The sequence below is a fragment of the Flavobacterium sp. LHD-85 genome (genome assembly GCF_030929595.1).
Classification (GTDB): Bacteria; Bacteroidota; Bacteroidia; order Flavobacteriales; family Flavobacteriaceae; genus Flavobacterium.
Genome location: NZ_JAVFVR010000007.1, coordinates 201,133 through 223,873 on the forward strand (window position 1 = coordinate 201,133; position 22,741 = coordinate 223,873).

Sequence of the window (22,741 nt, forward strand, 5' to 3'; positions counted from 1 at the left end):
TAATGAATAGTAAAAATAAAAAAAGCGTCCTGCATCAAATGTGGACTGCTAAAGGAGCGGTATTGATGATTTTTATGCTTTTTCTTTCTGTTAGCACTTTCGCGCAGACGAAAAAGCAAATCTCAGGAACCGTTTATGACAATACGGGTACGGTATTGCCGGGAGCTTCTATCATTGAAGTAGGGACAAAAAACGGAACTACAACAGATTTTGATGGTAAATTTAGTCTTCAGGTAGCCGTAGGAGGTGCAATTGAAGTTTCGTTTATCGGATCGACAACACAAAAAGTTCAAATTACAGGAAGTACTTCTAATGTTGAGGTGCGTCTTCAAAACGATGGATATACATTAGCAGAAGTTCAGGTAGTTTCTGTAGGTTACGGAAAAGTAAAAAAATCAGATTTAACTGGAGCAATTTCTACAGTTGGAGCAGATGATTTGGTAAAAGGAACGATTTCTTCTACAGAGCAGGTTTTGCAAGGAAAAGTAGCGGGATTGAATATTATTCGTCCTTCTGGAGATCCAGCGGCAGGTTCTACAATTCGTCTTCGTGGAGGAACTTCTTTAACAGCAAGCAATAGTCCGTTAATAGTTGTGGATGGAATTGCTGGTGTTGATATCAATGTAGTTCAGCCTTCAGACATTAAATCGGTTGACGTTCTTAAAGATGCTTCGGCGACTGCAATTTATGGTTCTCGTGGAGCAAACGGGGTAATCATGATTACAACAAAATCTGGAACAAAAGGAGTTTCTGTTGTTTACAGCGGATTATCTAGTGTTGGATATGTTAATGATAATTTAGATTTATTATCTGCAAACCAATGGAGAGGTTATGTTCGTCAGAACGGAATTGCTGATGCAGTAGATTACGGTGCAAATACAAACTGGCAAAAAGCAATTGAGCAGACAGCAATTTCTCAGTCACATACTTTAAGCATCAATTCTGGAAAAGCTGATAGCGGTTTTAGAACTTCACTTTCGTACTTAAACAACGAAGGAGTTATTAAAAAATCTGGTTTAGAAAGATTAAGCGGAAATGTTAGTGCTTACCAATTTTTGGGAGATAACAAAGAAGTAAAATTTGATATGGGATTATTTGCAAACATTGATAAATGGCACCCAATTGATTACAGAATTTTTGAAAGAGCTTACAACTTAAACCCAACAATTCCGGTTTACGATGCAAATGGAGATTTTAGTGTTGTAACAGGAAATCTTTACCAAAATCCAGTTGAGATTTTAACCAACAGAACTTTTGACAACGAAAGACACAGACTTTTAGGTTATTTTAAAACAGATGTGAAATTCTTGAATGACTTTACTGCTACAGCAAATATATCGTTAGAGCACAATGCTGTAAAAGGAGGAACTTACAAACCATCTTATGCGGTTATGGAAGGACAGACTGAAGGCGGTTTTGCACAGAGAACGTATGCAGAATACACTAATGCACAAGGAGAGCTTTATGTAAATTATAGCAAAATTATTGATAAACATAATATTAGCGCTTTGGCAGGTTATTCTTACCTTGAAAATATCTACGAAGGTTTTGGAGCGCAAAGAGGCGGATTTGTAACAGATGCTTTCAGCTACAATAATTTAGGAGCTGGTTACAATTATCGTTTAAGCGATGTGTATTCATACAAAGGAAAATCAAATTTAGTTTCTTTTTACGCTCGTGCTAATTACGGTTACGATGGTAAATATTTATTGACTGCAACAGTACGACGTGACGGATCTAGCCGTTTTGGAGAAAACAATAAATGGGGAACTTTTCCATCTGCTTCTGCTGCGTGGAGAGTTTCTAACGAAGAATTTATGGAATCTTCAAAAGGATGGTTAGACAACTTAAAATTAAGAGTAGGTTGGGGGATTACAGGTAACCAAGACGGAATTGGTGAGTACAAATCGCTTTCTATCTTAGGTGTTGGAAATGACAGTTATTACGACCCAGTTACAAAAACTTGGAGTTTGGCTTATTCTCCAAAACAAAACCCAAATCCTGATTTGAAATGGGAGTCTACAGAACAAATTAACATTGGTTTCGACTTTGGACTTTTTAACAGAATAACAGGATCTTTTGAATGGTATTCTAAAACAACAAAAGATTTATTGTATACTTACGAAGTGCCTCAACCGCCATATTTAGTGGGAACAATGCTGGCAAACGTTGGTGAAATGTCAAACAAAGGAGTAGAGTTAACTTTGAATGCTGATATTATCAGAGGAGATAAATTCAACTGGAATGCTAATTTGACTCTTGGACATAACGTTCAGAAAATTGAAAAACTTTCTAACCCAACTTATAAAACAGATGTTATCTACAGCGGATCTCTTCATGGTTTAGCAGGTATGTCTGGACAATATTCTCAAATTATTGCCGAAGGATATCCTGTTGGAACTTTCTGGGGATTCAGAAACGCAGGTTTAGATCCTAACGGAAAAATACAGTATTACAATGCTGCAGGACAAGTAGTAGACGAAAGCGCTTTGGTTGACGCTGATAAAACAGATTTAGGAAACATTCAGCCAGATTTGACATTAGGTATCGGAATGAATTTTACTTACGGAAATTTTGATCTTGGATTTTCAGGTTACGGAATGTTTGGACAAAAAGCCTTGAACGCGACAAACATGATGCTGAACGATCCAACTAGATTGCCAGCTTATAATGTGCCAGATTCTTTCTTAAGCAGCGGCATTACATCTGCGCCTAAGTATTCTGATTACTGGATCGAAGATGCTTCTTTCTTCAGACTTCAAACCCTAACTTTTGGTTATACTTTACCATTGAAATACAAAAAATCGAAAGTTAGAATGTATGTAATGGGTGAAAACTTATTTGTAATTACAGGTTACAAAGGTGTAGATCCAGAGATTGGTTTAAATGCTCAGGACGGAATTGGCCAGACTGGAGTAATGGATCAAACTGGTTTGGCAGCTCCTGGAATTGACAGATACAACAATTATCCTCGACCAACTACTATTTCTGTTGGATTAAATTTTACGCTGAATAACTAAGCGATTGATAACCAAAAAATATTAACAATGAAAATCAAAATAACAGCAGCAATACTTTTAAGCATGCTTTTTACGGTATCATGTACTGATTTGGATGAACAGCTGTATGATCAGGTAGAAGATGGAAATTTCGGAAATACAACCAAAGAAGTTGATGCGCTGGTAGGTGGGGCGTACTCTTCATTGAGAGGATTCAAAGATGATATCTCAAATAATTTTCCAACTTGCGAATATGTTTTCTTTTTGAATGAAGTAGTTTCAGACGAAGCTACAATTCCGACAAGAGGTACAAACTGGTACGATGGAGGACAATACCAAGATGCGCAAAAACATACTTGGAAATCAGATAATAGAATGATTCTTTCGGCTTGGCGTTATAACTATACTGGAATCGCTAAAATCAACGCAATTATTTATCAAATCAATAAATCATCTCTTAGCGATAAATCGAAAGAACCGATTTTTGCCGAATTAAAAGCGCTTAGAGCCTATTACTATTATAATCTTTTAGATTTATTCGGAAATGTGCCAATTGTAACCAATTTTGAAGATACAGATCTTCCGACAAATTCAACAAGAAAACAAGTTTATGATTTTGTTGAAAAGGAATTGACAGACGCCATTCCGTTTTTAAATCCAAATGTGGTGTATTCTAAAATGACTAAAAATGTTGCGTATTCTATTTTGGCTAGATTGTATCTTAATTCAGAAGCGTTTATTGGCCAGCCACGTTGGCAAGATTGTATCAATATGTGCCAAAAGGTTACGGGATACAGTTTGACACCAGACTTCTTCGCCAATTTCGTGACAGAAAATCAGACTTCTCCTGAAATTATTTTTGCAATCCCTTATGATTCAAAAGCAGGAACAATCGGAAACTACATGAACTCAATGTCTTGCCATTACAGTCAAAATCTAGCCATTTCTGCAATTCCAAATAATTATCCATGGAGTGCAAACGGAATGTGCGCACAACCTGGAGTTTATTCTTCTTTTGCAGATACAGACAAAAGAAAGAAATGTATGCTAGAAGGCGATCAGATCAATCTTGCGACAGGAAGTGTAATTATTATGGGTAATGGAGATCCTCTTACTTATACAGAGAACCTAACAAGTCTTGAAGATGCAAAAGAAAATGAAGGAGTTCGTTTGCATAAATACGAAATGAAAGCAGGAGAACAATGGGAGCGTGATCACGATTTTGTGTTAATTCGTTATGCAGAAATCTTAATGATGCAAGCAGAATGTTACGTTCGTTTGGGTTCTCCAGATCTAGCTAGACCATTTGTACAGCAAGTAACGTCTCGTGCAGGTGAAGAATTGCCAACAACAATTGATCTTAAATTTATTGATCAAGAGTTACTGAAAGAATTCACATTTGAAGGAAGAAGAAGAACAGACAACATTCGTTTTGGAACATTCTTCGAGCCATGGTGGTCAAAAGGCACAACGGAAAAATACAGAGCAATTTTCCCAATTCCGAGTACCGTTTTAACAACCAATAAAAATCTAAAACAAAATCCTGGGTATCCAAATTAGGTTACTAGAATGTCAGTCTTCCATGTTGGTTAGTCGTGGAAGGCTGATATGTTTTTAATTTTTTTAGTAACAGGTTCTAAAGATTAGAAACTGAATTAGAGGATTAAAAAAAGATTTTGTTTCACGCAGATTCTGCAGATTAAAGCAGATTTGATTTTAAATGTAAAAAAATAATCTGCGCATATCTGCTTAAATCTTTTTAAATCTGCGTGAAATAAATTAATCACTATAAAATCCTTTTTAATCTTTTAATCTGCGGCAAAATATAAAAATAACAAGCAGTACATCAATATGAAAAGATATATCACATCGTTGGTTTTTGGTTTGATGAGCATTGTGATGGTTGCTGGATGCAGCAGCGATGACAAAGGCTCAGACCAACCAGTAGAACCAGAGAAAACAGACCCTGTTGCGATTGAGAAAACCAACAGCACCAAAATTTATATGCATTACATGCCATGGTTTGAAACCAACGAAAGCAGTGCCGATAAAAAATGGGGATATCACTGGACAATGGCAAACAAAAATCCGAATAACGTAGGAGCAAACGGCCGAAGAGAAATTGCATCGTACTATTATCCACTGATTGGCCCTTATCACTCAGGCGATAAAAATGTGATTGAAAATCATTTATTGTTGATGAAATATTCAGGAATTGATGGAATTCTGATCGATTGGTACGGGACTTACGACGTAAATGATTACGGAATGATCAAAGAAAATACAGATCAGCTAATTGAAATGCTGGATAAAGTAGGTTTAGAATATGCCATTGTATACGAAGATCGATTCTTGACAAATGTTGTGAATGCAGGAAAAGCAATTTCGGTAACCGGTGCAGCAAAAACAGATTTGGCTTATGTAGAAAAGAATTATTTTTCTGATGCTAATTATATCAAAATTAATGGCAAACCGCTGTTAATGAATTTTGGGCCAATTGTTCTACAGACCCCAGCTGAATGGACAAATGTCTTTAATACTTTAACAGCAAAACCAACTTTCTTGACACTTTGGGATCATTCTTCATTGGCAGGAGAAAATGCTTCTGGTGAATATGCTTGGGTTTACAAAGACAACAGCTATCTAACGAATTTTTACACCAACACAAAACCAAAATTGGGTGTAGCAATGGGAAGCGCTTATCCTGGTTTTAAAGATTTTTATGCCGCAGGAGGTGGTGGAGCAGCGATTGGATGGACTATCGAACATAACAACGGAGCGACACTTGATGAAACTTTGACTTTAGCCAAAAATGCAAATGTAAATTACCTGCAGCTGATTACGTGGAATGATTTCGGAGAAGGAACTATGATCGAACCAACAGTAGAATTTGGCTATTCTTTTATTGAAAAAATCAAAACTTTTGCTGGAGTAAAAAGTACAGAAAGCGTATTTCCAGATATCAGTAAATTGTATGATTTACGCGTACAGAAAAAAGGAAATGTCGAAATCCAGAAAAAACTCGACCAAGCGTTTAATTATTTTGTTTCGATGCAACCAGCAAAAGCAAGACAAATAATAAGCGAAATAAAATAGAGCTGTAATTAATACAATTTAAATAATGAAAAACAGAAAATATAGATACTGTCTTGTGGCTTTAGCATCAATGCTGGTTATGGCCTGCAGTACTAAAAAAACGTATAAAATCAGTTCTCCAGAAAAAGTCTCTGAATTAACTTTTGAATTGACTCCTTTAGGACAGCCGCAATACAGTTTTTCTTCTAACGGAAAATCGGTTATTGAGCCGTCTCTTATGGGATTTGAATTTCAAGGTTTGGCTAAAATGACAGATGGTTTTGAAGTCGTTTCTACAGAAGAAAAATCGGCAGATGAAACTTGGGAACAGCCTTGGGGCGAATTCAAAAAAGTAAGAGATCATCATAACGAACTGATTGTTCACTTAAAAGAAGCAAAAGGCGAGGAACGCTTAGTCGATATTATTTTTAGGGTTTTCGACGATGGTGTTGGATTTCGTTATGAATTTCCGAAACAGCCTAATTTAGGTAAAGTGAAAATCTCCAATGAAGTGACGCAATTTACTTTTAAAGATAATAACGACGTTTGGTGGATTCCAGTTCATCGCGAAAACAGCTATTACGAAAGTGAATACCGTAAAACTTTAATGAGCAAAACGGATACAATCAATACGCCAGCGACTTTCGAAACCAAAGACAAATTGTATGTAGCGATTCACGAAGCCAACTTGACAGATTTTGCTTCAATGACGCTTTTAAAAACTACAGACAAACAATACAAAAGTGATTTGGTGCCGTGGGCAGATGGTGTAAAAGTATATGCCGAAACGCCTTTTAAAACACCTTGGAGAACTATTGTTGTGGGGAAAAATCCTGGAGAAGTAGCAACTTCTACTATTATGCTAAATTTAAACGAGCCTTCAAAAATTGAAGATTTATCTTGGATTACTCCATCAAAATATATTGGAATCTGGTGGGGAATGCATTTAGAAAAATACACTTGGGGACAAGGTCCAAAACATGGCGCAACAACCAAAAACACAAAAGAATATATTGATTTTGCTGCGAAAAATGGTTTTGACGGAGTTTTGGTAGAAGGATGGAATGAAGGCTGGGACGGCGACTGGACAGCAGATGGTTCTGCATTTAGTTTTGTAAAAGCTTATCCGGATTTTAATTTGGAAGAAATCACCAAATATGCTGCTGTAAAAAATGTTCGTTTAATAGGACATCATGAAACGGCTGGAGCGACCAAAAACTATGAAAACCAGTTGGAAGACGCATTCAAATTGTATCAGAAAATGGGAGTAAACTCAGTAAAAACAGGTTACGTAAACAAGTATTTGGATAAAAAAGAATGGCATGATAGCCAGTACGGAGCACGTCATTACAGAAAAGTAATTGAAACTGCCGCTAAATATCATATCATGATTGATAACCACGAACCAATGAAAGGAACGGGTTTACAGCGTACCTATCCAAACTTTATGTCTCAAGAAGGCGGACGAGGACAAGAATATAATGCATGGTCGGTAGACGGAGGAAATACGCCAGAGCATTTAACTGCTTTGCCTTTTACAAGAATGCTTTCAGGACCATTTGATTACACACCAGGTAATTTCAATTTTGATTACAAAACGCCATCTGGAGCAAAAGTGCAGACCACTTTGGCAAATCAATTGGCATTGTATGTGATTATTTTCAGTCCGTTACAAATGGCATCTGATTTACCTGAAAATTATGAAGGCAAACCAGAATTTCAATTCGTAAAAGATGTGCCTTGCACTTGGTCTGATACTAAAGTTTTAGATTCTAAAATTGGAGAATATACAACAATTGCCCGCAAAGATTGGGATGAGAAGAATTGGTATTTGGGTTCAATCACCAATAGAAATGCAAGAGACTTAAAAGTAGCTTTGTCATTTTTGGATAAAGACAAAGAATACGAAGCAGAAATTTATGCTGATGGAGCTGGAGCAAATTATAAAACCAATCCATATCCAGTTACAATCTCTAAACAAAAAGTAAACAGCAAAACTGTTCTAGATATCAAATTAGCAGCTGGTGGAGGAACAGCTGTAAAATTCTCTCCAATCGAAAAATAGTTTTTTAAGATTCTAAGAATCTAAGTTTCTAAGCTTCTGAGATTCTAAGTTTATAAAGTTTTATTTTGAGTTAAGTTAAGTAAGTTTAAGTTTGGTAATAAACCCGATAGCTGGAGAGTTATCGGGTTTGTTTTTTTTGTTTCAAGTTTCAAGTTTCAGGTTTCAGGTTTGAGAAGGTTTGAGTATAGTTTTAACGCAAAGAGCGCAAAGATTTACGCAAAGTTCGCTAAGATTTTTTAAGAGTCATTTTAAATAAAAAGTTCGCAAAGCTTTATTAAAAACAAAGCTTTGCGAACTTTTTATTTAAACTCTATTTAGATTCTCAAAAAATACCTTTGTGTACTTTGCGTAAATCTTTGCGCTCTTTGCGGTTAAAAAAAACTCAGTACCTTAGAATCTCAGCACCTTAACACCTTTACTTAGTAACCTTAACATGCTTTCCGAATGTGTAAACGGCCGTAATTGTTGGCCCATTATATCCCCATTTTAAGAAACCGTTTAATCGGTCTTGAACAGTATCTATTCTGAAGTTTAAACCAGTATATCCAGCTGTAAGGCTAAAGTTGTTTACAACATTATATAAAACGGATAAATTGTAGCTTATGATTCGGCCATCAGTTTCATCAATTTTTACGGCAAGATAATTTACGTTGGCATATAAACCCCAGCGTTTTCCAAGAACAAATTCTCCCCAAATTCCAACATCTGGCAGCGGAGCAGTAAAGTCAAAAGTATCATGATACTCTACACTTTGTGTATTGGCATTTAGTTTTAGACCTAAATCTGCAAAAAGGACATGTGCACCAATTAATAAACCAGCTTGATATTTAGGTTTCGATAAAATAGCGTAGCCATAAGCAATTCTGGCAATTTGAACATTAAAGGTACCACGGACACTTCCGTTCACAGGATAAGTATGGTCTCCAAAGTTTATATCTCTTTGCAGTGTTTTTGTTGCGGTTCTATCTAGTACAAAATATTCAAAACCCAATCGTGATCTTTTAGAAATACGCCAATCGAATGTTCCTAAAAATGATACAGTCGATTTAGAAAATCCTAAATCATTTTCAAGATCTATTTCGGTTCCTATATTTCCGTTGTTGCCTTCAACTTTAACTACGGTATTATTTACAGGAAAAAAACCACCGGCAGAAACTTTAAATTTTCTATTGTGCCAGGGCAGATCTTCTATAGTATTATCTTGAAAGTCGTCAGTTTCAGTTTTTAGAGTTGTTGTTAAGTCTTCGTCTTTTGTGGTTTCAGCAACAGTTTGAGCATTTAGCGGAATCCAAAGGAGCATCATTACCAAAAAAATAAATAATTGTTTCATTAGAGTAATTTTTAAGTTTTTATTAGGCAATATTTAACATTTAAAGTTAGTAAAAATAATCGTTCATTTTTGTTTTTATAGCTGAATTATTTTTAGAAATAAGTTGTATATCAATAAAATAAGGATTTTGCAAAACAATAGTTGACATGTCACTCTTTTTTGTAAATTTGCCAAATGGAAATTAAACATACCGATAAAGAGAATTTTTCAAATTTTTGGAAAGAAGAAATATCAGATAGTTTCTTCTTTCAGATTCACCGTATAAAGCGAGCAATTTTCAGGCGTACAAATGCCTTAATGAATGAAGCCGGAATAACATTACAGCTAGAACAGCTGCCATTATTGATGATTCTGCATCATAAAAGTCTTTCGCAGAGAGAATTGTCAGACAAAACAATGCGTGACAAATCGTCTATTTTAAGAAGCATTACAGCGCTCGAAAAAAAGAATCTTGTTGAGGTGGTAAAAGACAAAATGGACAAACGAAAAAACATCGTTAGTCTTACAAATGAAGGAATTACTTTAGCTAAAAGTATTCGTTCTCTTATGAAAAGAGCCGAAGAAGAAGTGATGTCTGTGTTTACTCCAAAAGAAAGAATTGAAGCGCTGCAAGCAGTTAGATCGTACGCAGACAAACTAGAAACGCTTTAATTTTTTTTAAACTTTAAAAGTTGACATGTCAACTTATTTTTTAATAACTATTTTAATTAAATGAAAAAAAACGAATTGTTAGAAGGGCCAATCCTTTCTTCATTATTAAAATTAGCAGTCCCAATTATGATTGCTAATCTTTTACAAGCCGCATATCAGTTGGTAGATGCTTTTTGGGTAGGGCGCTTGGGCGGAGATGCCGTTGCGGCAGTTTCAATAAGCACGCCTGTAATATTTTTAACCATTGCTTTAGGAACCGGATTGGCGATTGCTGGTTCTATTTTAATTGCACAATATTTTGGAGCGGGAAATCAGAAAATGGTCAATCACGTGGCGGCGCAGACTTTGTCGATGGTGATTATTGTTTCTGTTGTCTTGTCGATTATTGGGTATATTTTAAGTCCATATTTTTTATACTTATTAAAGGTAGAGCCAACGGTTTATGTTGATGCGTTAGGATTTATGCGTGTCGCATTTGTCGGTTTGGTTTTTAGTTTCGGATTTATGATTTTCCAGTCCATCATGCGAGGCGTTGGGCGTGTAACCTTGCCTGTTTATATAGTTTTAGGAACCGTTATTTTGAATTTTGCCCTAGATCCGTTGTTTATTTATGGATGGAATTTTATTCCGGCTATGGGCGTAAAAGGTGCAGCTTTGGCTACTTTATTTACACAACTTTTGGCAATTATAATTGGATTTGCGATTCTGTTTAGAGGAAAGCACGGAATTCATCTTCGCATTGCCGATTTTAAACCTGATTATAAACATATCAAAAGAGCTTTTGAAATTGGTTTTCCGTCTTCAATCGAGCAATCTATGCGCGCTTTGGGTATGATGGCGATTACATTTTTGATTGTTCGTTTCGGTACATTGACAGTTGCTTCTTATGGTGCTGGTTCCAATTTGATTCAACTGATTTTGATTCCAGCTTTGGGTTTATCAATGGCGATTGCCACTCTTGTGGGGCAAAATATTGGAGCTGGAAATGTTGATCGTGCGGCTGAAATTTCAAAACTTGGAGCCTATTTAGGTTTCGGATTATTGACAGGTCTTGGAATTATAGCTTTTATCTTCGCCCCATATTTAATTGCTTTTTTCGTTCCAAATGATCAAGCGGTTATCGAGGGTGGAACAGAATTGTTGAGAATTACTTGTCTTTCTTGGGGATTTCTTGGTTTGCAGCTTTGCTTGACAGGTGTTTTTCGTGCCGTTGGAAATACCAAATTACCCATGATTCTAACTTTGGTTTCGCAATGGGTAATACAATTTCCATTGGCTTATATTTTGTCTCATAATACTTCTTTGGGAAAAATTGGAATCTGGTGGGCTTTTCCGATTGCTTCTGTTGTAACAGCTTTAATCACAGTCGCCATATATGCAAAAGGTGATTGGAAAAAAGAAAGATTGACAGGGAAAACGAATAAATTAATTGATAAGGTCGAAAGTGAAATAGTGAAGGAGGGGTTTGATATTTCTAAGTAAAGGTTCAAAGGTACAAAGGTTCAAAGATCTCTTGGGGCTGACTCAAATGCGAGTCAGCTTTTTTTTTATTAAAACGCTCCAGCGAAGCAAAATATTTGTAGAAAATTCAGATGTCTGTATCAGAAAGCTCCAGCGGAGCGATATATAAATCCTTCGATGCTTCTTTTTGCAAAGTATAAATGCCTGTAAACCTTTGCAACTTTGAACCTTTGTGCTAAGGCTTTTTGCTAGCAAAATCAAGTTCTGTGATTCTGTAGAGATGCACTGCAGTGCATCTAACGAAAGATTGGCAGATTAGGGATATCCTGTATTTTAGACGCACTGCAGTGTGTCTCTACGGAAATTCTTTGTCGATTAGTTTTATTGAATGACTAAATTTTCGGAAACTTGTTTTGAAACCGTATTTGCGTGAGGGATGGGAATAAGCTGCCGAAGCAGCATGGACAGCCCGACAGCATTATAAAAAAAGGGCGAATATGCGTTGCTATTATTTGCCCTTTTTTTATAATGGTGGCACGCCCAGATTATTTTACTTTTTAATTTTCTAAATATATTTTTATGATAGCCAAAATAAATTTTAAGTACATTAGTATCTCAGAACCTTAGCACCTTTTAAAAATGACCAAAAATCTAAAACGTTATTTCATAAAATCTTTTATTGTATTAGCCTTAATTCATCTAGCTTACTTTTTATACGGTTATTTTACTTTTGAAGGGATTAAAAATATAGATATTTATACTGAATTTTATCGTTTTAAATTTTATGATGACGTTTCAATTTCACACTTTTTCGTAAGCGGATTGTTTTTACTCTTCTTTTTGATTTTTCTAGTTCGCAATCATTCGAGAGAAAATTATAAAGGAGGAAATCTTTTTAAAATTGCTGTTTGTCTGCTGTTGATTTCGTTTTTGACTTTTTCGTTTTTCATTAGTTATAGTTTCGGAATGAATGCCAAACTGAAAACAGAATTGTCTGAAAATGATTTTAATAAGGACAAAAAACTGCTGAATGTTTTAAATCCGTTTTTGTACGGATACACTTCGTATAGTTCTGAGAAACTGTTCAATTATGAGAATATTTTATATCCAAAGCCTTATCCTGTAATTCAACAAGAAGATACCATTGTTACGGGTGAATATCCTATTACAGAAATTAGTTATTACAGCATTGATACCATAAAAGCGCTGACAAGCACTTTTGATAAAACTGCAAATAAAGCAGATAGTATTTTTGATATTCTTGGTTTTGAGAAAGAAGAACTACATAAAAGGATTATCTCAAAAATAGTTTTAGGAGACAGCACAGAAATTATTTTTAAAGGTGCGCAAGTGCGTCCAGAGCATGAAAGTGATATTTGTATTTTCTTGGAAAACAAGTCTTTATTTAGCCCAGTTCAAGGAGATTCTATTGATAAACAAAGGTATGAGGCCGCAGTGGACCGTTACAAATTACTTTACAATTCTAAGAAAGATTCATTAACGTATACTTTTCAGAAATTAGATACGCTTTTAAAAAAGTATAATATAGAAACAAACATAATTCCGAAGTTGTTGACTCAAGATGTATATCATTATAGAGATAACAAAGATGAACCGCTTAATGGAATTAGAAATACTTTTGATCGAAAAACTTTAACAGAAAAATTTAAAACCTTAAATAAGCTGTTTTACGAACCTAATTATTTGCATCCAAATATTATTGTAATTTATTTTGCTGTAATTGGTTCGGTATGGATTGTACTGTTTTTGTTTTATATCCTTTTCAATAAGAAAAAAGTTCAATAACAATGTCAAATTTCAATGACAAATTCAAAAATCAAAAAATAATTGAAAATTGTTATTAGAATTTGAAATTTGGAATTTGGAATTTGGAATTTGGAATTTGATTTTTACTATACCCTGTGGTAATCTGCTTTCCAGTGTACGATAGCTTTTTTAATTGCGTTGCCGGTTAAATTGTTTTTTAAAACATCTTCTATAAGCGGAATCAATTCGTTGTCTGGTGCAAAGCGTAGCGCAAATATTTGATCGTCTGTAAGTTTGTATTCAAATTCTTCGAATCTTTTGCCTGTTAGGCTAAAATAACGATAACGCATTTCTAAGCGCACGATTCTGTTTTGCAGCGTTAGCGCATAGTGCTGGCGCAACATATACGCCAGTACAAAAAGAAATATAAAAGCCACGCTAATAAATGCCCATATCAAATGATCTTCTGTTGTAATACTCAAATAAATGCTTGCAATTAAGAATAATATTAAAACAGGATAATATATAAAATGGTGTGGGGTATAAAATCGTATATGATTATAATATGTCTGGATTTTCATGTTTTTATCTTTAAATGGTAGCCTATAAAAACAAAACTACTCTATATTTCTATAGAGTAGCTTTTTCCCAAAAATAAACTAACATAACCAATGTTCTCTTTATAGACTAAACTTTTTACAGTTTGCTTTGTAAATTTTAATAAGAAGAAAGCCTTTTCTTTTCGCTAATCAAATCTTCAGTACGGCTTATTTTTCTTTGATGTAAAATTAGATCGAGAGCAGTTGTTTTTTGTTATACTTTAAACGGAAAAAGTTACATGATTCCAATATTTGCATTTTAATTGTATAAAATACTGGACTTTACAATAAGGTTTTAATGATGCTCCATTCGTCTAATTTATCTTGAAAAGTCTTGCCAGCATTGGCAGGACTTGTTGAAGGAAGCGTAAATGTTTTATATTCTTTTTTTAAGTGAACATATTTTTTAAAAAATGACGCTGCTTTTTGTCCGTTAAAAAGAATGCTTTCTATTTGTGTGTGTGTTTTCAAGAAATCTTCAAAATTATTTGCAATTTCATTTTTTATGGCACTATCTAAACTTCCAACGCGTTCGCAAAATTGTAAGACATCCCAGAGTGCGATGCTGTTTTTAATTAATAAGCTTTTTCGTATTTCATAATCGTTGGAAAATTCCTCTCCAAGAATCTGAAACATAAATTTCCAAAAGTTATTCTGGTTATGACCGTAATATTGATTGAGTTCTAAAGATTTTGTTCCAGGCATCGTGCCTAGAATCAGAATTTTAGAGTTGGGAGAACTGATCGGGGCAAACGAAAAACTTTTCATACTTGTTTTCTTAAAAGAATTGTGATATATGTTAAAATAAACATTTATAAGGAATTATAAAACAAAACCAAAAAATTATATAACATTCTTGGTCTGTCTTTAAACGAACTTTGACTTTCAGATTTCTAGAAATAATCTGTTTGGCAAATTATAATTTTAAATCCGGCGAACCATGAAAATTGTTACTATAAATACAGAAAAAACTCAAAATATATTTGATGAACTTCAAACTAGTTTTGGCGGAAAGGTGGCTTTTGATTTAGACGAATATACATTAGAAGTAGAAAATAGCTTTGCAGAAGGTTCTATTATTGGAGCTTCTTTTGCAGATAATATCTCATATGTCCAGTTTGATATGACATTTTCTGCAGATGTCAGATTAGATATTCTAAATGTAAAATCTTCACCAATTTATTTTGCTTATTGTTCTAAAGGAAATCTTTCGCATAGTTTTGGATTAAAAGGGGAGGAACGTAAACTAAAAACGTTTCAGACTGCCATTGTAACATCAAAAAACAACGAGGACAATGTTTTATTTTTTGAAAAAGGAAAAAAAACAAAGCTGACTTTAATTATCGTGGGAACTCAGATTGATGCTGCAACTCAGACGCATTCTTTAAACCAGCAAGTAAAAGATACTTTTTTTGAAAATAATCAGGCATCAGATTTCTTTTATATCGGATCTTATAATTTGCAGATTGCAGAAAAAATCGAACAGCTTAATTCGATTACGCAAACTGGAATTGTTAGAAATCTATTGAAAGAAGGGATTATGAGAATTATTCTCGCGATGGAAATTCAGCAGCATTCAGACGATTTACATGCTTTTGCAAACGAGGGAAACGGACTGACAGTAAGGGAACTGGAAGAAGTAAAAGACCTTTCGGAATTTATAAAATCAAATCCAGAAGAAGCCTTTTCAATTAAATCTTTGAGCAAAAAATCGGGTCTTTCTCCAAACAAACTTCAGGAAGGCTTTAAAATGATTCACAATCGCACAGTCAACGATTATATCACGCACATGAGAGTTCTAAAAGCCGAAATCTTAATTAGAACATCTGATTTAAATATTTCTGAAATCGTCTATTGCATCGGTTTTACAAGCAGAAGCTATTTTTCTAAAATTTTCAAGCAAAAATTCAACTGCAGCCCAAAAGAATACAAGTTTAATTTGAATTCTCTAGCAATTACTGCGTAATTGAGGTGCAAAGGTGCAGAGTTACAAAGGTGCAAAGTTTTTTTTTAGTAAAGTAATGTAGTTAGCTATTAAGCAATATATATTTAAAGACTAAGATTCATAAATCTTAGTCTTTTTTTTTGAAGAAAAACTTTGAACCTCTGCATCTTTGAAACTTTGTACCCAAAAAAAACTTTTGCAAAAAGATTTTTTTTATACATTTGTATAACTAGTTATATAATTAATTATTTGTTATGGATTTTTTTGATAAAGTTGGAAAATCGGCATTGGGAAGCCGCTTACGTTTAATGACTGCCGTTGTTACGGATGATGCTGCGAAAATATACGAATTGTATGGAGTTGAATTTGTACCGAAATGGTTCCCAGTATTTTATACATTGGCAGAAGAACGTGAAATTACGATCACTGAAATAGCCAATGAAATAGGACATTCTCAGCCTTCAGTAAGCAAAATTATTCAAGAAATGATTGGTGCTGGACTGATTGAAGAAAGTGCAAAAACAGAGGATAAAAGAAAGAATAATGTTGTTCTTACCGAAAAAGGAATTGTGATTTCGAAGAAAATCAAACAGCAGTTGGAAGATATTGATGTTGCAATTGAAGGAATAATTGCGGAAAGCAAACATAATTTGTGGGCTGCATTGGAAGAATGGGAATTCTTATTGGAGCAAAAATCTTTGATTAAAAGAGTTAGCGAACAAAAGAAAAAAAGAGAAAGTAAAGACGTAAAAATAGTTGACTATAAGCCAGAGTATCAGGAAGCTTTTAGAGCGCTGAATGTAGAATGGATTTCGACTTATTTCGAAATGGAGGAAGCCGATTACAAGGCGCTGGACAATCCTGAAGAATATATTTTGAAAAAGGGAGGAAAAATTCTTGTGGCTTTGTATGAAAACGAGCCTGTTGGAGTTTGTGCTTTAATTAAAATGAATAATTCTGAATATGATTTTGAAATGGCAAAAATGGCTGTTTCTCCGAAAGCACAAGGAAAAAGTATTGGCTGGCTTTTAGGAAAAGCAATTGCCGAGAAAGCAAAAGAACTTGGTGCCAAGAAAATATATTTAGAAAGTAACACCATCTTAAAACCCGCCATAAATCTATATTATAAACTAGGTTTCGAAAAAGTTTTTGGTCTCGAAACGCCTTATAAAAGATGTAATATTCAGATGGAGTTAGTTCTTTAAATAAGTTGCTAAGGTTCTGAGTTACTAAGATTCTAAGTTTTTTTCTCAGAAACTTAGAATCTTAGCATCTTAGTATCTTTCTAACGTCCAAATCGATAATACTCCAAATCTGTATTTTTTTTGTTGTTGAGCGAATCTAGAATGGAATTCATTCCGATTGCGCTGAAGGTGATTCCATTTCCGCCGAAGCCTAAAATGTAATGCTCGTTTTTTCTCGGATTTGGTTTTCCGAAATAGGGAAGACCATCTTTGGTTTCTCCAAAAGTTCCTGCCCAGGAATAATCAATTTTAAAATCTAAATCGGGAAATCGTTTGCAAAATTGTTTCAAGAGGTATTGCTCTTTTTTAGCCAGCAGTTTATCACGCTTATTAGTGTCTTTAAAATCTTCATCTCCACCGCCCATGATAATGCGGTTATCCTCTGTGGTTCTTATATAGTGGTAAGGCGAAGCTGTATCCCAAAATATTGCGTGTTTGAAATTTTCGGGGAGATCTGGCTGACTCTCAGAAGTAATAACGTAAGTGCTTTTCAAATCGACTACTTTTTCTTTTAGGGTTTCTGTGCTTTCGTAGCCTGTACAGTGTATAATATGATCGGCTGTAATAACATGTCTGGAGCCTGTAGTGGCAATGATTTTGCCTTTTTGATGCTGAATGGAAGCAATATTTGTGCGGTCAAAAATCTGCATTCCCTTTTCGTGGCAATGGAACAAAAGATCGCTTGCAAGTTTAAAAGGATCCATAACTGCTGCAGTTTTAGATTCTACTCCCGCAATGGCATTCAATCCCATTTTTTGTAATTCTGATCTGCCGAGCCAGCTGATTTCGAAACCATGTTGTTTTCGGGCTTTATACTCGTTTTTTAAATAAGGAACATCTTTTTTTAAAGTCGTAAAATAGATGCTTTTTTTGAACTCGAAACCACAGTCGCAGCCAATTTCATCAATAATATTTCGGAGATCAAAAATGGCTTTTTTCCCATTCTGGTAGCTGTCTACGGCACATCTTGCACCGCGCAGTTTGATGAGCTGATGTAATGGAACATCAATTTCATATTGGAGAAGCGCCGTGCTTCCAGAAGTGCTTCCGCCACAGACATCACGACGGTCGACAAGAACAATTTTTTTCCCTTCGTTTAATAATTTATAAGCAATTAAAGCTCCTGTAATACCGCCGCCAATTATTAAAATGTCGGTGTTAATATCAGAATCTATTGAAGGGTAACTTTGTTTTATGGCGTTTTTTAAAGGCCAATAGGTTTCAGTAGAGCTCAATTTCATTTTTTGGTTATTTTTTAGAGGTGTTTTTGGTAGTTTTTTTGGTGTTATCTGGTTTTATATTTTTTTCTTTTTTTCGATTATGAAGTTCATTTGCCTCAGCAATTGAATGTGAAGTTCTTATGGATCGGTCTTTTTTTGCTAATTGACTTAAATGATGATAATATTTTTGAATAATAACCATCTCCTCTTCGGTCATATTTTCTATGTCAACAAGAGTATTGCTTGACAAATCGTTTGATGCTACGAGTTCGTTTAGTTTTAACTGAATGGCAAGGGAATCTTTATTTTGTGCTTTTTGAATTAAAAACACCATCAAAAAAGTAATAATGGTTGTACCTGTATTAATTACCAATTGCCAAGTTTCGGAATAATCGAAAATTGGTCCTGAGGCAGCCCAGACCGCAACAAGAATAAATGCGCCAATAAAAGCTGGCGTACTTCCTGCAGCTTTTGAAACTTTTGAAGCAAACTTTTCGAATGCACTGCTTTTATGTTGAGATTTAGAATTCATTATTTTTTTGTTTTGGGTTTGCTTACTTTTTCTTCTCGAATAACTTTATTGTTTTTTTCATCATAAATAGCAGGATTTATTTCTTGTCCTGTTTTGCTGAATATTTTAATTTTTGGAGCTTCATGCGTTCCCGTAATTACGATCGGAAAACCAATAATTCCGAAAAGCGGAAGTCCTAAACGCATTCTTAGATCCAAAAGTCCGTCAAAGCTTGTAGTTCCTTTAATCGTTGGCCTAAAACTGGCCACACTAAAGGTAAATGGCTCAATACTAATAAGATTCTTATCTATTGTCGATTTAATTTCGATTCCTTTCATATCAGGATTATTTAAACCGCTTTGTCCTGTTTTCGAACTAATTCCATCAAAAAGTTTCAGTCCTTTAATTTTTACATCGCGTAAATTAATGGTTCCGCCACCTTGCATAGATTCATAAATAGGCCCCATATTTCCATTGAGATCTCCTTTCACTTTATAGTCAACAGAGATTATTCCGTGCGCTTTTTCGGCTGCAGAAACCATGTCATGAAACATCGGAATTTCTTTGTAAGCTCTCTGAACATCAAAGTCTTTAGCCGTAAAATGAGCATCAAAATGTGCCGAGGTCGGAGACTCGTCTTTATACAATGCATTTATACCTAAAATGCAGTCAATAATACTAAAGGTAACATTTTCTAAGTAAAATCCTTCTTTTTTATTCCTATTTTTCCGTTTAATTTGTTAAATATCAATTTATTGTACTCTATTTTGTCTGCATTTGCATTTAAAGTGACATTTAAGTTTTCTGGAATAATGACTACACCACTCATTTTTGGATGATCTTCTTTGGCATATTCGACTTCTAGATTTCGATCTTTATTTTCGCCTTCTTCAAGTGCCATAAATTCATCCACATTAATCAGTTTTGATTTTAAGTTGAAATTACCGCTCAAAGTTCCTTTTGATTCTAAGAAATAATTGATGGTATTGAGCAGATAACCGTTGATGTCAAAATCTGATTTTCCGTAGGAAGCATTAAACTTTTCAAACCACATTTTTTCATTCTGAAAACGAAAATTTCCCTGCTTGATAAAGAAAGCTTTCGGAAACAATTCTGAAGTTGCTTTTATATTTTTTAGCAGTAATGTTCCTTTGTTATCCAGTTTATCATACTGACCAGTTGCTGCATAACTTTGTTTTCCTTTTAAAGAAAGATCTGCTTTGGCGTAGCCCGTTAAATCCAAACCTTTTTGCGAGAATACCTGATAAATTCTGCCCACATTCAGTTCGCCTTTAATTTTGGCATTATAAGCCAAATCGCTAAAATCGGATAAAGTGGCATTAACGTAAACTGGATTTCCTTCAAAGACAAAAGAAGCTGGGGCAACGGCAACAATCAAGTCCTGATACGTTCCGGCTTTATTCATCATATTGGCTATAAAAGTAATATTGGTAATTGGATTTGGATAATATTTTGTTTTAAGCCATCCATTTCGCAGTGAAATTCCGCCAATAGTTTTTGGAAACAGTTTTTTTGAAGTGCTAAAAAGCCCCTTCGCCTGAATATTGGTTTTTAAAATTCCTTTTAAATCCATATTTTCCAATCCTAGCGCGGCATCAACAACAGCAAGATCTAAAGCACCTTTCACACTTGCATTAATCGACATTTCGCTTAAACCTTTGCTGTGCAGATAAGCATTAAAATAATCTTTCTCGCCCACTTTAAATTTCAAGGTTCTTAGATTAACCAGCAATTGCTCAGTATCTAGAGACGGAAGCATCGCATTCAAATCCATTTGAAAATCGGTTAAAGGAACTGGCGCATTCTTATAATTTACGGAGCCTTCGTTGATTTTTAAATTGAAAGCTAAGTTTGGTTTTTGCTTTTTAGGGACGTTATAATCTCCTTTGAAAGTAAGAAGCAAATCGCTTCTCCCTGAAATCTCTGTTCTTTCCAGCCAGGTTAAATATTCTGGTGGCATTACAGACAATAAATCTTTTACGGTTGTATTTTCTGAAGCAGCTTTTATATTGATTTTATATCCATCTCTTAAAATGGAAAATAAACCAGTAAATTTTAAAGGCAGTTTATTGATGTGTAGCTCATTTTTTTGAAGAATAAAGGTAAGCGCGTGCGTATTGATTCTTGTAATTAAATCGGCACTGACTTTTTTCTTTCTTAAATAGCCAGTTCGATCGTAAAAGAAATCCAGATTATCAATTTTGGCATCGGTTGCAAGATCAAAAATATCGTCGCTTAGATTTCCTTTTCCGATATAATTAAAACCTTTTGCATCAACCAGAATCTTTGCCGAACGATCATTATATTTTACATGGCAGTTTTGCAAATCGATGCGTTCCAATCGTATTGCTGTTCCTTCTTCTGGAGCATTTGGATCTTCTTTTTTATTTCTGTCTTCTGGAGCAATATAAATATTGTAATTGGCCTGACCTTTTTCGTTGACCATTACGTTTATTAAAGCATCAGAAACATAAAGTTTATTGATTTTAACTTCGTTATCAAAAAGCAGCCTTTTGATGTCGATTCCAAAAGCAACCTGATCAGCTCTTAATAAAGTATCATTGCTGAAAGGTTTAGATCCCGTTAAAGACAAATCGTCTAGCGAGACGGTCAATGAAGGAAAATGAGTAAAGAACGAAAGTTTAGATTTAGTGTATTCCAATTTGGTATCCAGACGCTCGTTGGCAATTTTCTTCACTTCCGAAGCGATTTTTCCAGGAAAAAGCAGCGGAATAATAAACAGCAAAAACAAAATCACCGCAATCGTAATTCCAGTAATTTTTAAAACTTTTAAGGCGGTATGTTTGATTGAACTAGGCATATAATTTTAATTGTGAATTGTGAATTATAAATTGTGAATTGTGAATTGCTGGATTTTAATTTTTTTTTTCATGCTTGTCCTCCTGAGCGAAGTCGAAGGACACGTCCTATAGAATTCACAAAATAGATTAAGCATGCAATCCTTCGACTTCGCTCAGGGAGACATAAAGTGAGAATTGGATTTTGGAATTTAAAATTTGAGATTTAATCTGTTTATTTTTTCTCTGCCTCTGCTTTTTTAGCATCTTCCTGCTTTTGCACTTCTTGCTTCTCTTGTCTTGTTTCTTGCTTTTCTTCCTTATCTTTTTTCGCTTCTTCTTGCTTCTCTTTTCTTTCTTCTTGTTTCTCCTTTTTCTCTTTCTCTTTTTTCTTGAAGTAGCCTCTAAAAAGGAAATTACTTTTCGCGGCTTCCATGTTTTCGCTAAAACCTTTTGTTCCCGTTTCTAGATTAGAAAGCGTGTTTGAAACGCTGTTTGCCATTTTATCATCTTTTACCAATCTTGCTAGAGCGCCGTTTCCGTTGTTCATGCTGTGGCTGAAAATGGCTATTTCGTCTGAAATCACGCCAATGTTGTCTACACTTTTCTTCACGCTTTTCATGATATCGTACATTTCAATTCCATCAACAGAAGCGATTCGTCCGTTGTCTTCAATTATTTTTTTAGATTTTAAACCTGGAGAAATAGTCAGAACTTTATCACCCATTAAACCATCTGAGCCAATACTGGCGGTGGCATCGGTTTTAATAAATTTTCTAACATCTTCTTTCATAACCAAAACCACCACAACAGAAGAATCGTTTATCAATTGAATTTGCTCGACTGTTCCAACATTAATTCCGGAGAAACGAACATTATTACCAACTTCTAAACCGCTAACTGTTTTAAATTGAGAAGTAATATGAAATGTTGAACCAAATAGGTTTTGCTGTTTTCCGATAAAATATACGGCCATTATAAAAAGGAGTAAACCTATCGTTACAAACATCCCCAGTTTCCAAGTATATCCCGATTGCTTTTCCATGATTTCTATT

At 34.6% G+C, this 22,741-nt stretch carries 17 protein-coding genes; 9 read left to right on the forward strand and 8 right to left on the reverse strand.

The features are described from left to right. The first annotated feature begins 2 nt into the window (after positions 1-2). The 4 genes from RB618_RS13830 (at position 3) to RB618_RS13845 (ending at position 8,139) form a co-directional block, all read left to right on the forward strand. Entirely contained in the window at positions 3-3,020 is a 3,018-nt protein-coding gene (locus RB618_RS13830; RefSeq protein ID WP_308069264.1) for a TonB-dependent receptor, read from the forward strand. A 27-nt stretch (positions 3,021-3,047) separates the two neighbouring features. Further along, the gene (locus tag RB618_RS13835) at positions 3,048-4,559 is read left to right on the forward strand and encodes a RagB/SusD family nutrient uptake outer membrane protein (protein ID WP_308069265.1); all 1,512 of its coding nucleotides are present in this window, start codon (positions 3,048-3,050) and stop codon (positions 4,557-4,559) included. A 291-nt stretch (positions 4,560-4,850) separates the two neighbouring features. Further along, a complete protein-coding gene (locus RB618_RS13840) occupies positions 4,851-6,095 on the forward strand; it encodes a glycoside hydrolase family 71/99-like protein (protein ID WP_308069266.1) in 1,245 nt (414 codons plus the stop codon). 25 nt (positions 6,096-6,120) lie between these two features. Further along, the gene (locus tag RB618_RS13845) at positions 6,121-8,139 is read left to right on the forward strand and encodes a glycoside hydrolase family 97 protein (protein WP_308069267.1); all 2,019 of its coding nucleotides are present in this window, start codon (positions 6,121-6,123) and stop codon (positions 8,137-8,139) included. A gap of 415 nt (positions 8,140-8,554) precedes the next feature. On the opposite strand, the gene RB618_RS13850 is transcribed toward RB618_RS13845, so the two are convergent. Next, on the reverse strand, positions 8,555-9,469 hold the full coding sequence (locus tag RB618_RS13850; RefSeq protein ID WP_308069268.1) for a hypothetical protein: 915 nt from the start codon (positions 9,467-9,469) through the stop codon (positions 8,555-8,557). 174 nt (positions 9,470-9,643) lie between these two features. Here RB618_RS13850 and RB618_RS13855 point away from each other — a divergent pair, with 174 nt between their 5' ends. The 3 genes from RB618_RS13855 (at position 9,644) to RB618_RS13865 (ending at position 13,387) form a co-directional block, all read left to right on the forward strand. Beyond that, positions 9,644-10,120: a MarR family transcriptional regulator gene (locus RB618_RS13855; RefSeq protein WP_308069269.1), complete on the forward strand. Its 477-nt coding sequence runs from the start codon at positions 9,644-9,646 to the stop codon at positions 10,118-10,120. 60 nt (positions 10,121-10,180) lie between these two features. Further along, positions 10,181-11,602, forward strand: coding sequence for an MATE family efflux transporter (locus tag RB618_RS13860; protein ID WP_308069270.1), 1,422 nt, complete (start codon positions 10,181-10,183; stop codon positions 11,600-11,602). A 618-nt stretch (positions 11,603-12,220) separates the two neighbouring features. Continuing rightward, positions 12,221-13,387 carry a hypothetical protein gene (locus tag RB618_RS13865; protein WP_308069271.1) on the forward strand — a complete coding sequence of 389 codons (1,167 nt, stop codon included), beginning with the start codon at positions 12,221-12,223 and terminating at the stop codon, positions 13,385-13,387. A gap of 107 nt (positions 13,388-13,494) precedes the next feature. Here the strand turns inward: RB618_RS13865 and RB618_RS13870 are convergent, their stop codons facing one another. Both RB618_RS13870 and RB618_RS13875 read right to left on the reverse strand, forming a co-directional pair. Continuing rightward, positions 13,495-13,929, reverse strand: coding sequence for a DUF6526 family protein (locus RB618_RS13870; protein ID WP_308069272.1), 435 nt, complete (start codon positions 13,927-13,929; stop codon positions 13,495-13,497). Positions 13,930-14,229: 300 nt separating this feature from the next. Continuing rightward, positions 14,230-14,715, reverse strand: a complete 486-nt coding sequence (locus RB618_RS13875; protein WP_308069273.1) for a DNA-deoxyinosine glycosylase — start codon at positions 14,713-14,715, stop codon at positions 14,230-14,232. Positions 14,716-14,887: 172 nt separating this feature from the next. On the opposite strand from RB618_RS13875, the gene RB618_RS13880 reads away from it, so the two are divergent. Together RB618_RS13880 and RB618_RS13885 are read left to right on the forward strand one after the other, a co-directional pair. Next, a complete protein-coding gene (locus tag RB618_RS13880; RefSeq protein ID WP_308069274.1) occupies positions 14,888-15,913 on the forward strand; it encodes an AraC family transcriptional regulator in 1,026 nt (341 codons plus the stop codon). Between the two features lie 233 nt (positions 15,914-16,146). Then, positions 16,147-17,097 carry a bifunctional helix-turn-helix transcriptional regulator/GNAT family N-acetyltransferase gene (locus tag RB618_RS13885; protein WP_308069275.1) on the forward strand — a complete coding sequence of 317 codons (951 nt, stop codon included), beginning with the start codon at positions 16,147-16,149 and terminating at the stop codon, positions 17,095-17,097. Between the two features lie 80 nt (positions 17,098-17,177). On the opposite strand, the gene RB618_RS13890 is transcribed toward RB618_RS13885, so the two are convergent. The 5 genes from RB618_RS13890 to RB618_RS13910 all read right to left on the reverse strand — a co-directional run bounded on the left by RB618_RS13890 (position 17,178) and on the right by RB618_RS13910 (position 22,731). Further along, a complete protein-coding gene (locus RB618_RS13890) occupies positions 17,178-18,377 on the reverse strand; it encodes an FAD-dependent oxidoreductase (RefSeq protein ID WP_308069276.1) in 1,200 nt (399 codons plus the stop codon). Between the two features lie 7 nt (positions 18,378-18,384). Next, a complete protein-coding gene (locus RB618_RS13895) occupies positions 18,385-18,888 on the reverse strand; it encodes a low affinity iron permease family protein (protein WP_308069277.1) in 504 nt (167 codons plus the stop codon). Continuing rightward, the gene (locus RB618_RS13900) at positions 18,888-19,604 is read right to left on the reverse strand and encodes an AsmA-like C-terminal region-containing protein (RefSeq protein WP_308069343.1); all 717 of its coding nucleotides are present in this window, start codon (positions 19,602-19,604) and stop codon (positions 18,888-18,890) included. Before RB618_RS13900 ends, RB618_RS13895 begins: the two co-directional genes overlap by 1 nt. Beyond that, the gene (locus RB618_RS13905; protein WP_308069278.1) at positions 19,562-21,709 is read right to left on the reverse strand and encodes an AsmA family protein; all 2,148 of its coding nucleotides are present in this window, start codon (positions 21,707-21,709) and stop codon (positions 19,562-19,564) included. The genes RB618_RS13900 and RB618_RS13905 overlap by 43 nt, the downstream gene beginning before the upstream one ends. 212 nt (positions 21,710-21,921) lie before the next feature. Continuing rightward, complete coding sequence (locus tag RB618_RS13910) at positions 21,922-22,731, reverse strand: MlaD family protein (protein WP_308069279.1); 810 nt, start codon at positions 22,729-22,731, stop codon at positions 21,922-21,924. Positions 22,732-22,741: the final 10 nt, after the last annotated feature.

Excerpts from the sequence above, each read along its gene's own strand:
- RB618_RS13880 (WP_308069274.1), top strand. The coding sequence starts at position 14,888 with ATGAAAATTGTTACTATAAATACAGAAAAAACTCAAAATATATTTGAT.
- RB618_RS13910 (WP_308069279.1), bottom strand. The coding sequence starts at position 22,731 with ATGGAAAAGCAATCGGGATATACTTGGAAACTGGGGATGTTTGTAACG.
- RB618_RS13870 (WP_308069272.1), bottom strand. The coding sequence starts at position 13,929 with ATGAAAATCCAGACATATTATAATCATATACGATTTTATACCCCACAC.
- RB618_RS13830 (WP_308069264.1), top strand. The coding sequence starts at position 3 with ATGAATAGTAAAAATAAAAAAAGCGTCCTGCATCAAATGTGGACTGCT.
- RB618_RS13835 (WP_308069265.1), top strand. The coding sequence starts at position 3,048 with ATGAAAATCAAAATAACAGCAGCAATACTTTTAAGCATGCTTTTTACG.
- RB618_RS13855 (WP_308069269.1), top strand. The coding sequence starts at position 9,644 with ATGGAAATTAAACATACCGATAAAGAGAATTTTTCAAATTTTTGGAAA.
- RB618_RS13895 (WP_308069277.1), bottom strand. The coding sequence starts at position 18,888 with ATGAATTCTAAATCTCAACATAAAAGCAGTGCATTCGAAAAGTTTGCT.
- RB618_RS13875 (WP_308069273.1), bottom strand. The coding sequence starts at position 14,715 with ATGAAAAGTTTTTCGTTTGCCCCGATCAGTTCTCCCAACTCTAAAATT.
- RB618_RS13860 (WP_308069270.1), top strand. The coding sequence starts at position 10,181 with ATGAAAAAAAACGAATTGTTAGAAGGGCCAATCCTTTCTTCATTATTA.
- RB618_RS13890 (WP_308069276.1), bottom strand. The coding sequence starts at position 18,377 with ATGAAATTGAGCTCTACTGAAACCTATTGGCCTTTAAAAAACGCCATA.
- RB618_RS13845 (WP_308069267.1), top strand. The coding sequence starts at position 6,121 with ATGAAAAACAGAAAATATAGATACTGTCTTGTGGCTTTAGCATCAATG.
- RB618_RS13865 (WP_308069271.1), top strand. The coding sequence starts at position 12,221 with ATGACCAAAAATCTAAAACGTTATTTCATAAAATCTTTTATTGTATTA.
- RB618_RS13850 (WP_308069268.1), bottom strand. The coding sequence starts at position 9,469 with ATGAAACAATTATTTATTTTTTTGGTAATGATGCTCCTTTGGATTCCG.
- RB618_RS13885 (WP_308069275.1), top strand. The coding sequence starts at position 16,147 with ATGGATTTTTTTGATAAAGTTGGAAAATCGGCATTGGGAAGCCGCTTA.
- RB618_RS13840 (WP_308069266.1), top strand. The coding sequence starts at position 4,851 with ATGAAAAGATATATCACATCGTTGGTTTTTGGTTTGATGAGCATTGTG.
- RB618_RS13905 (WP_308069278.1), bottom strand. The coding sequence starts at position 21,709 with ATGCCTAGTTCAATCAAACATACCGCCTTAAAAGTTTTAAAAATTACT.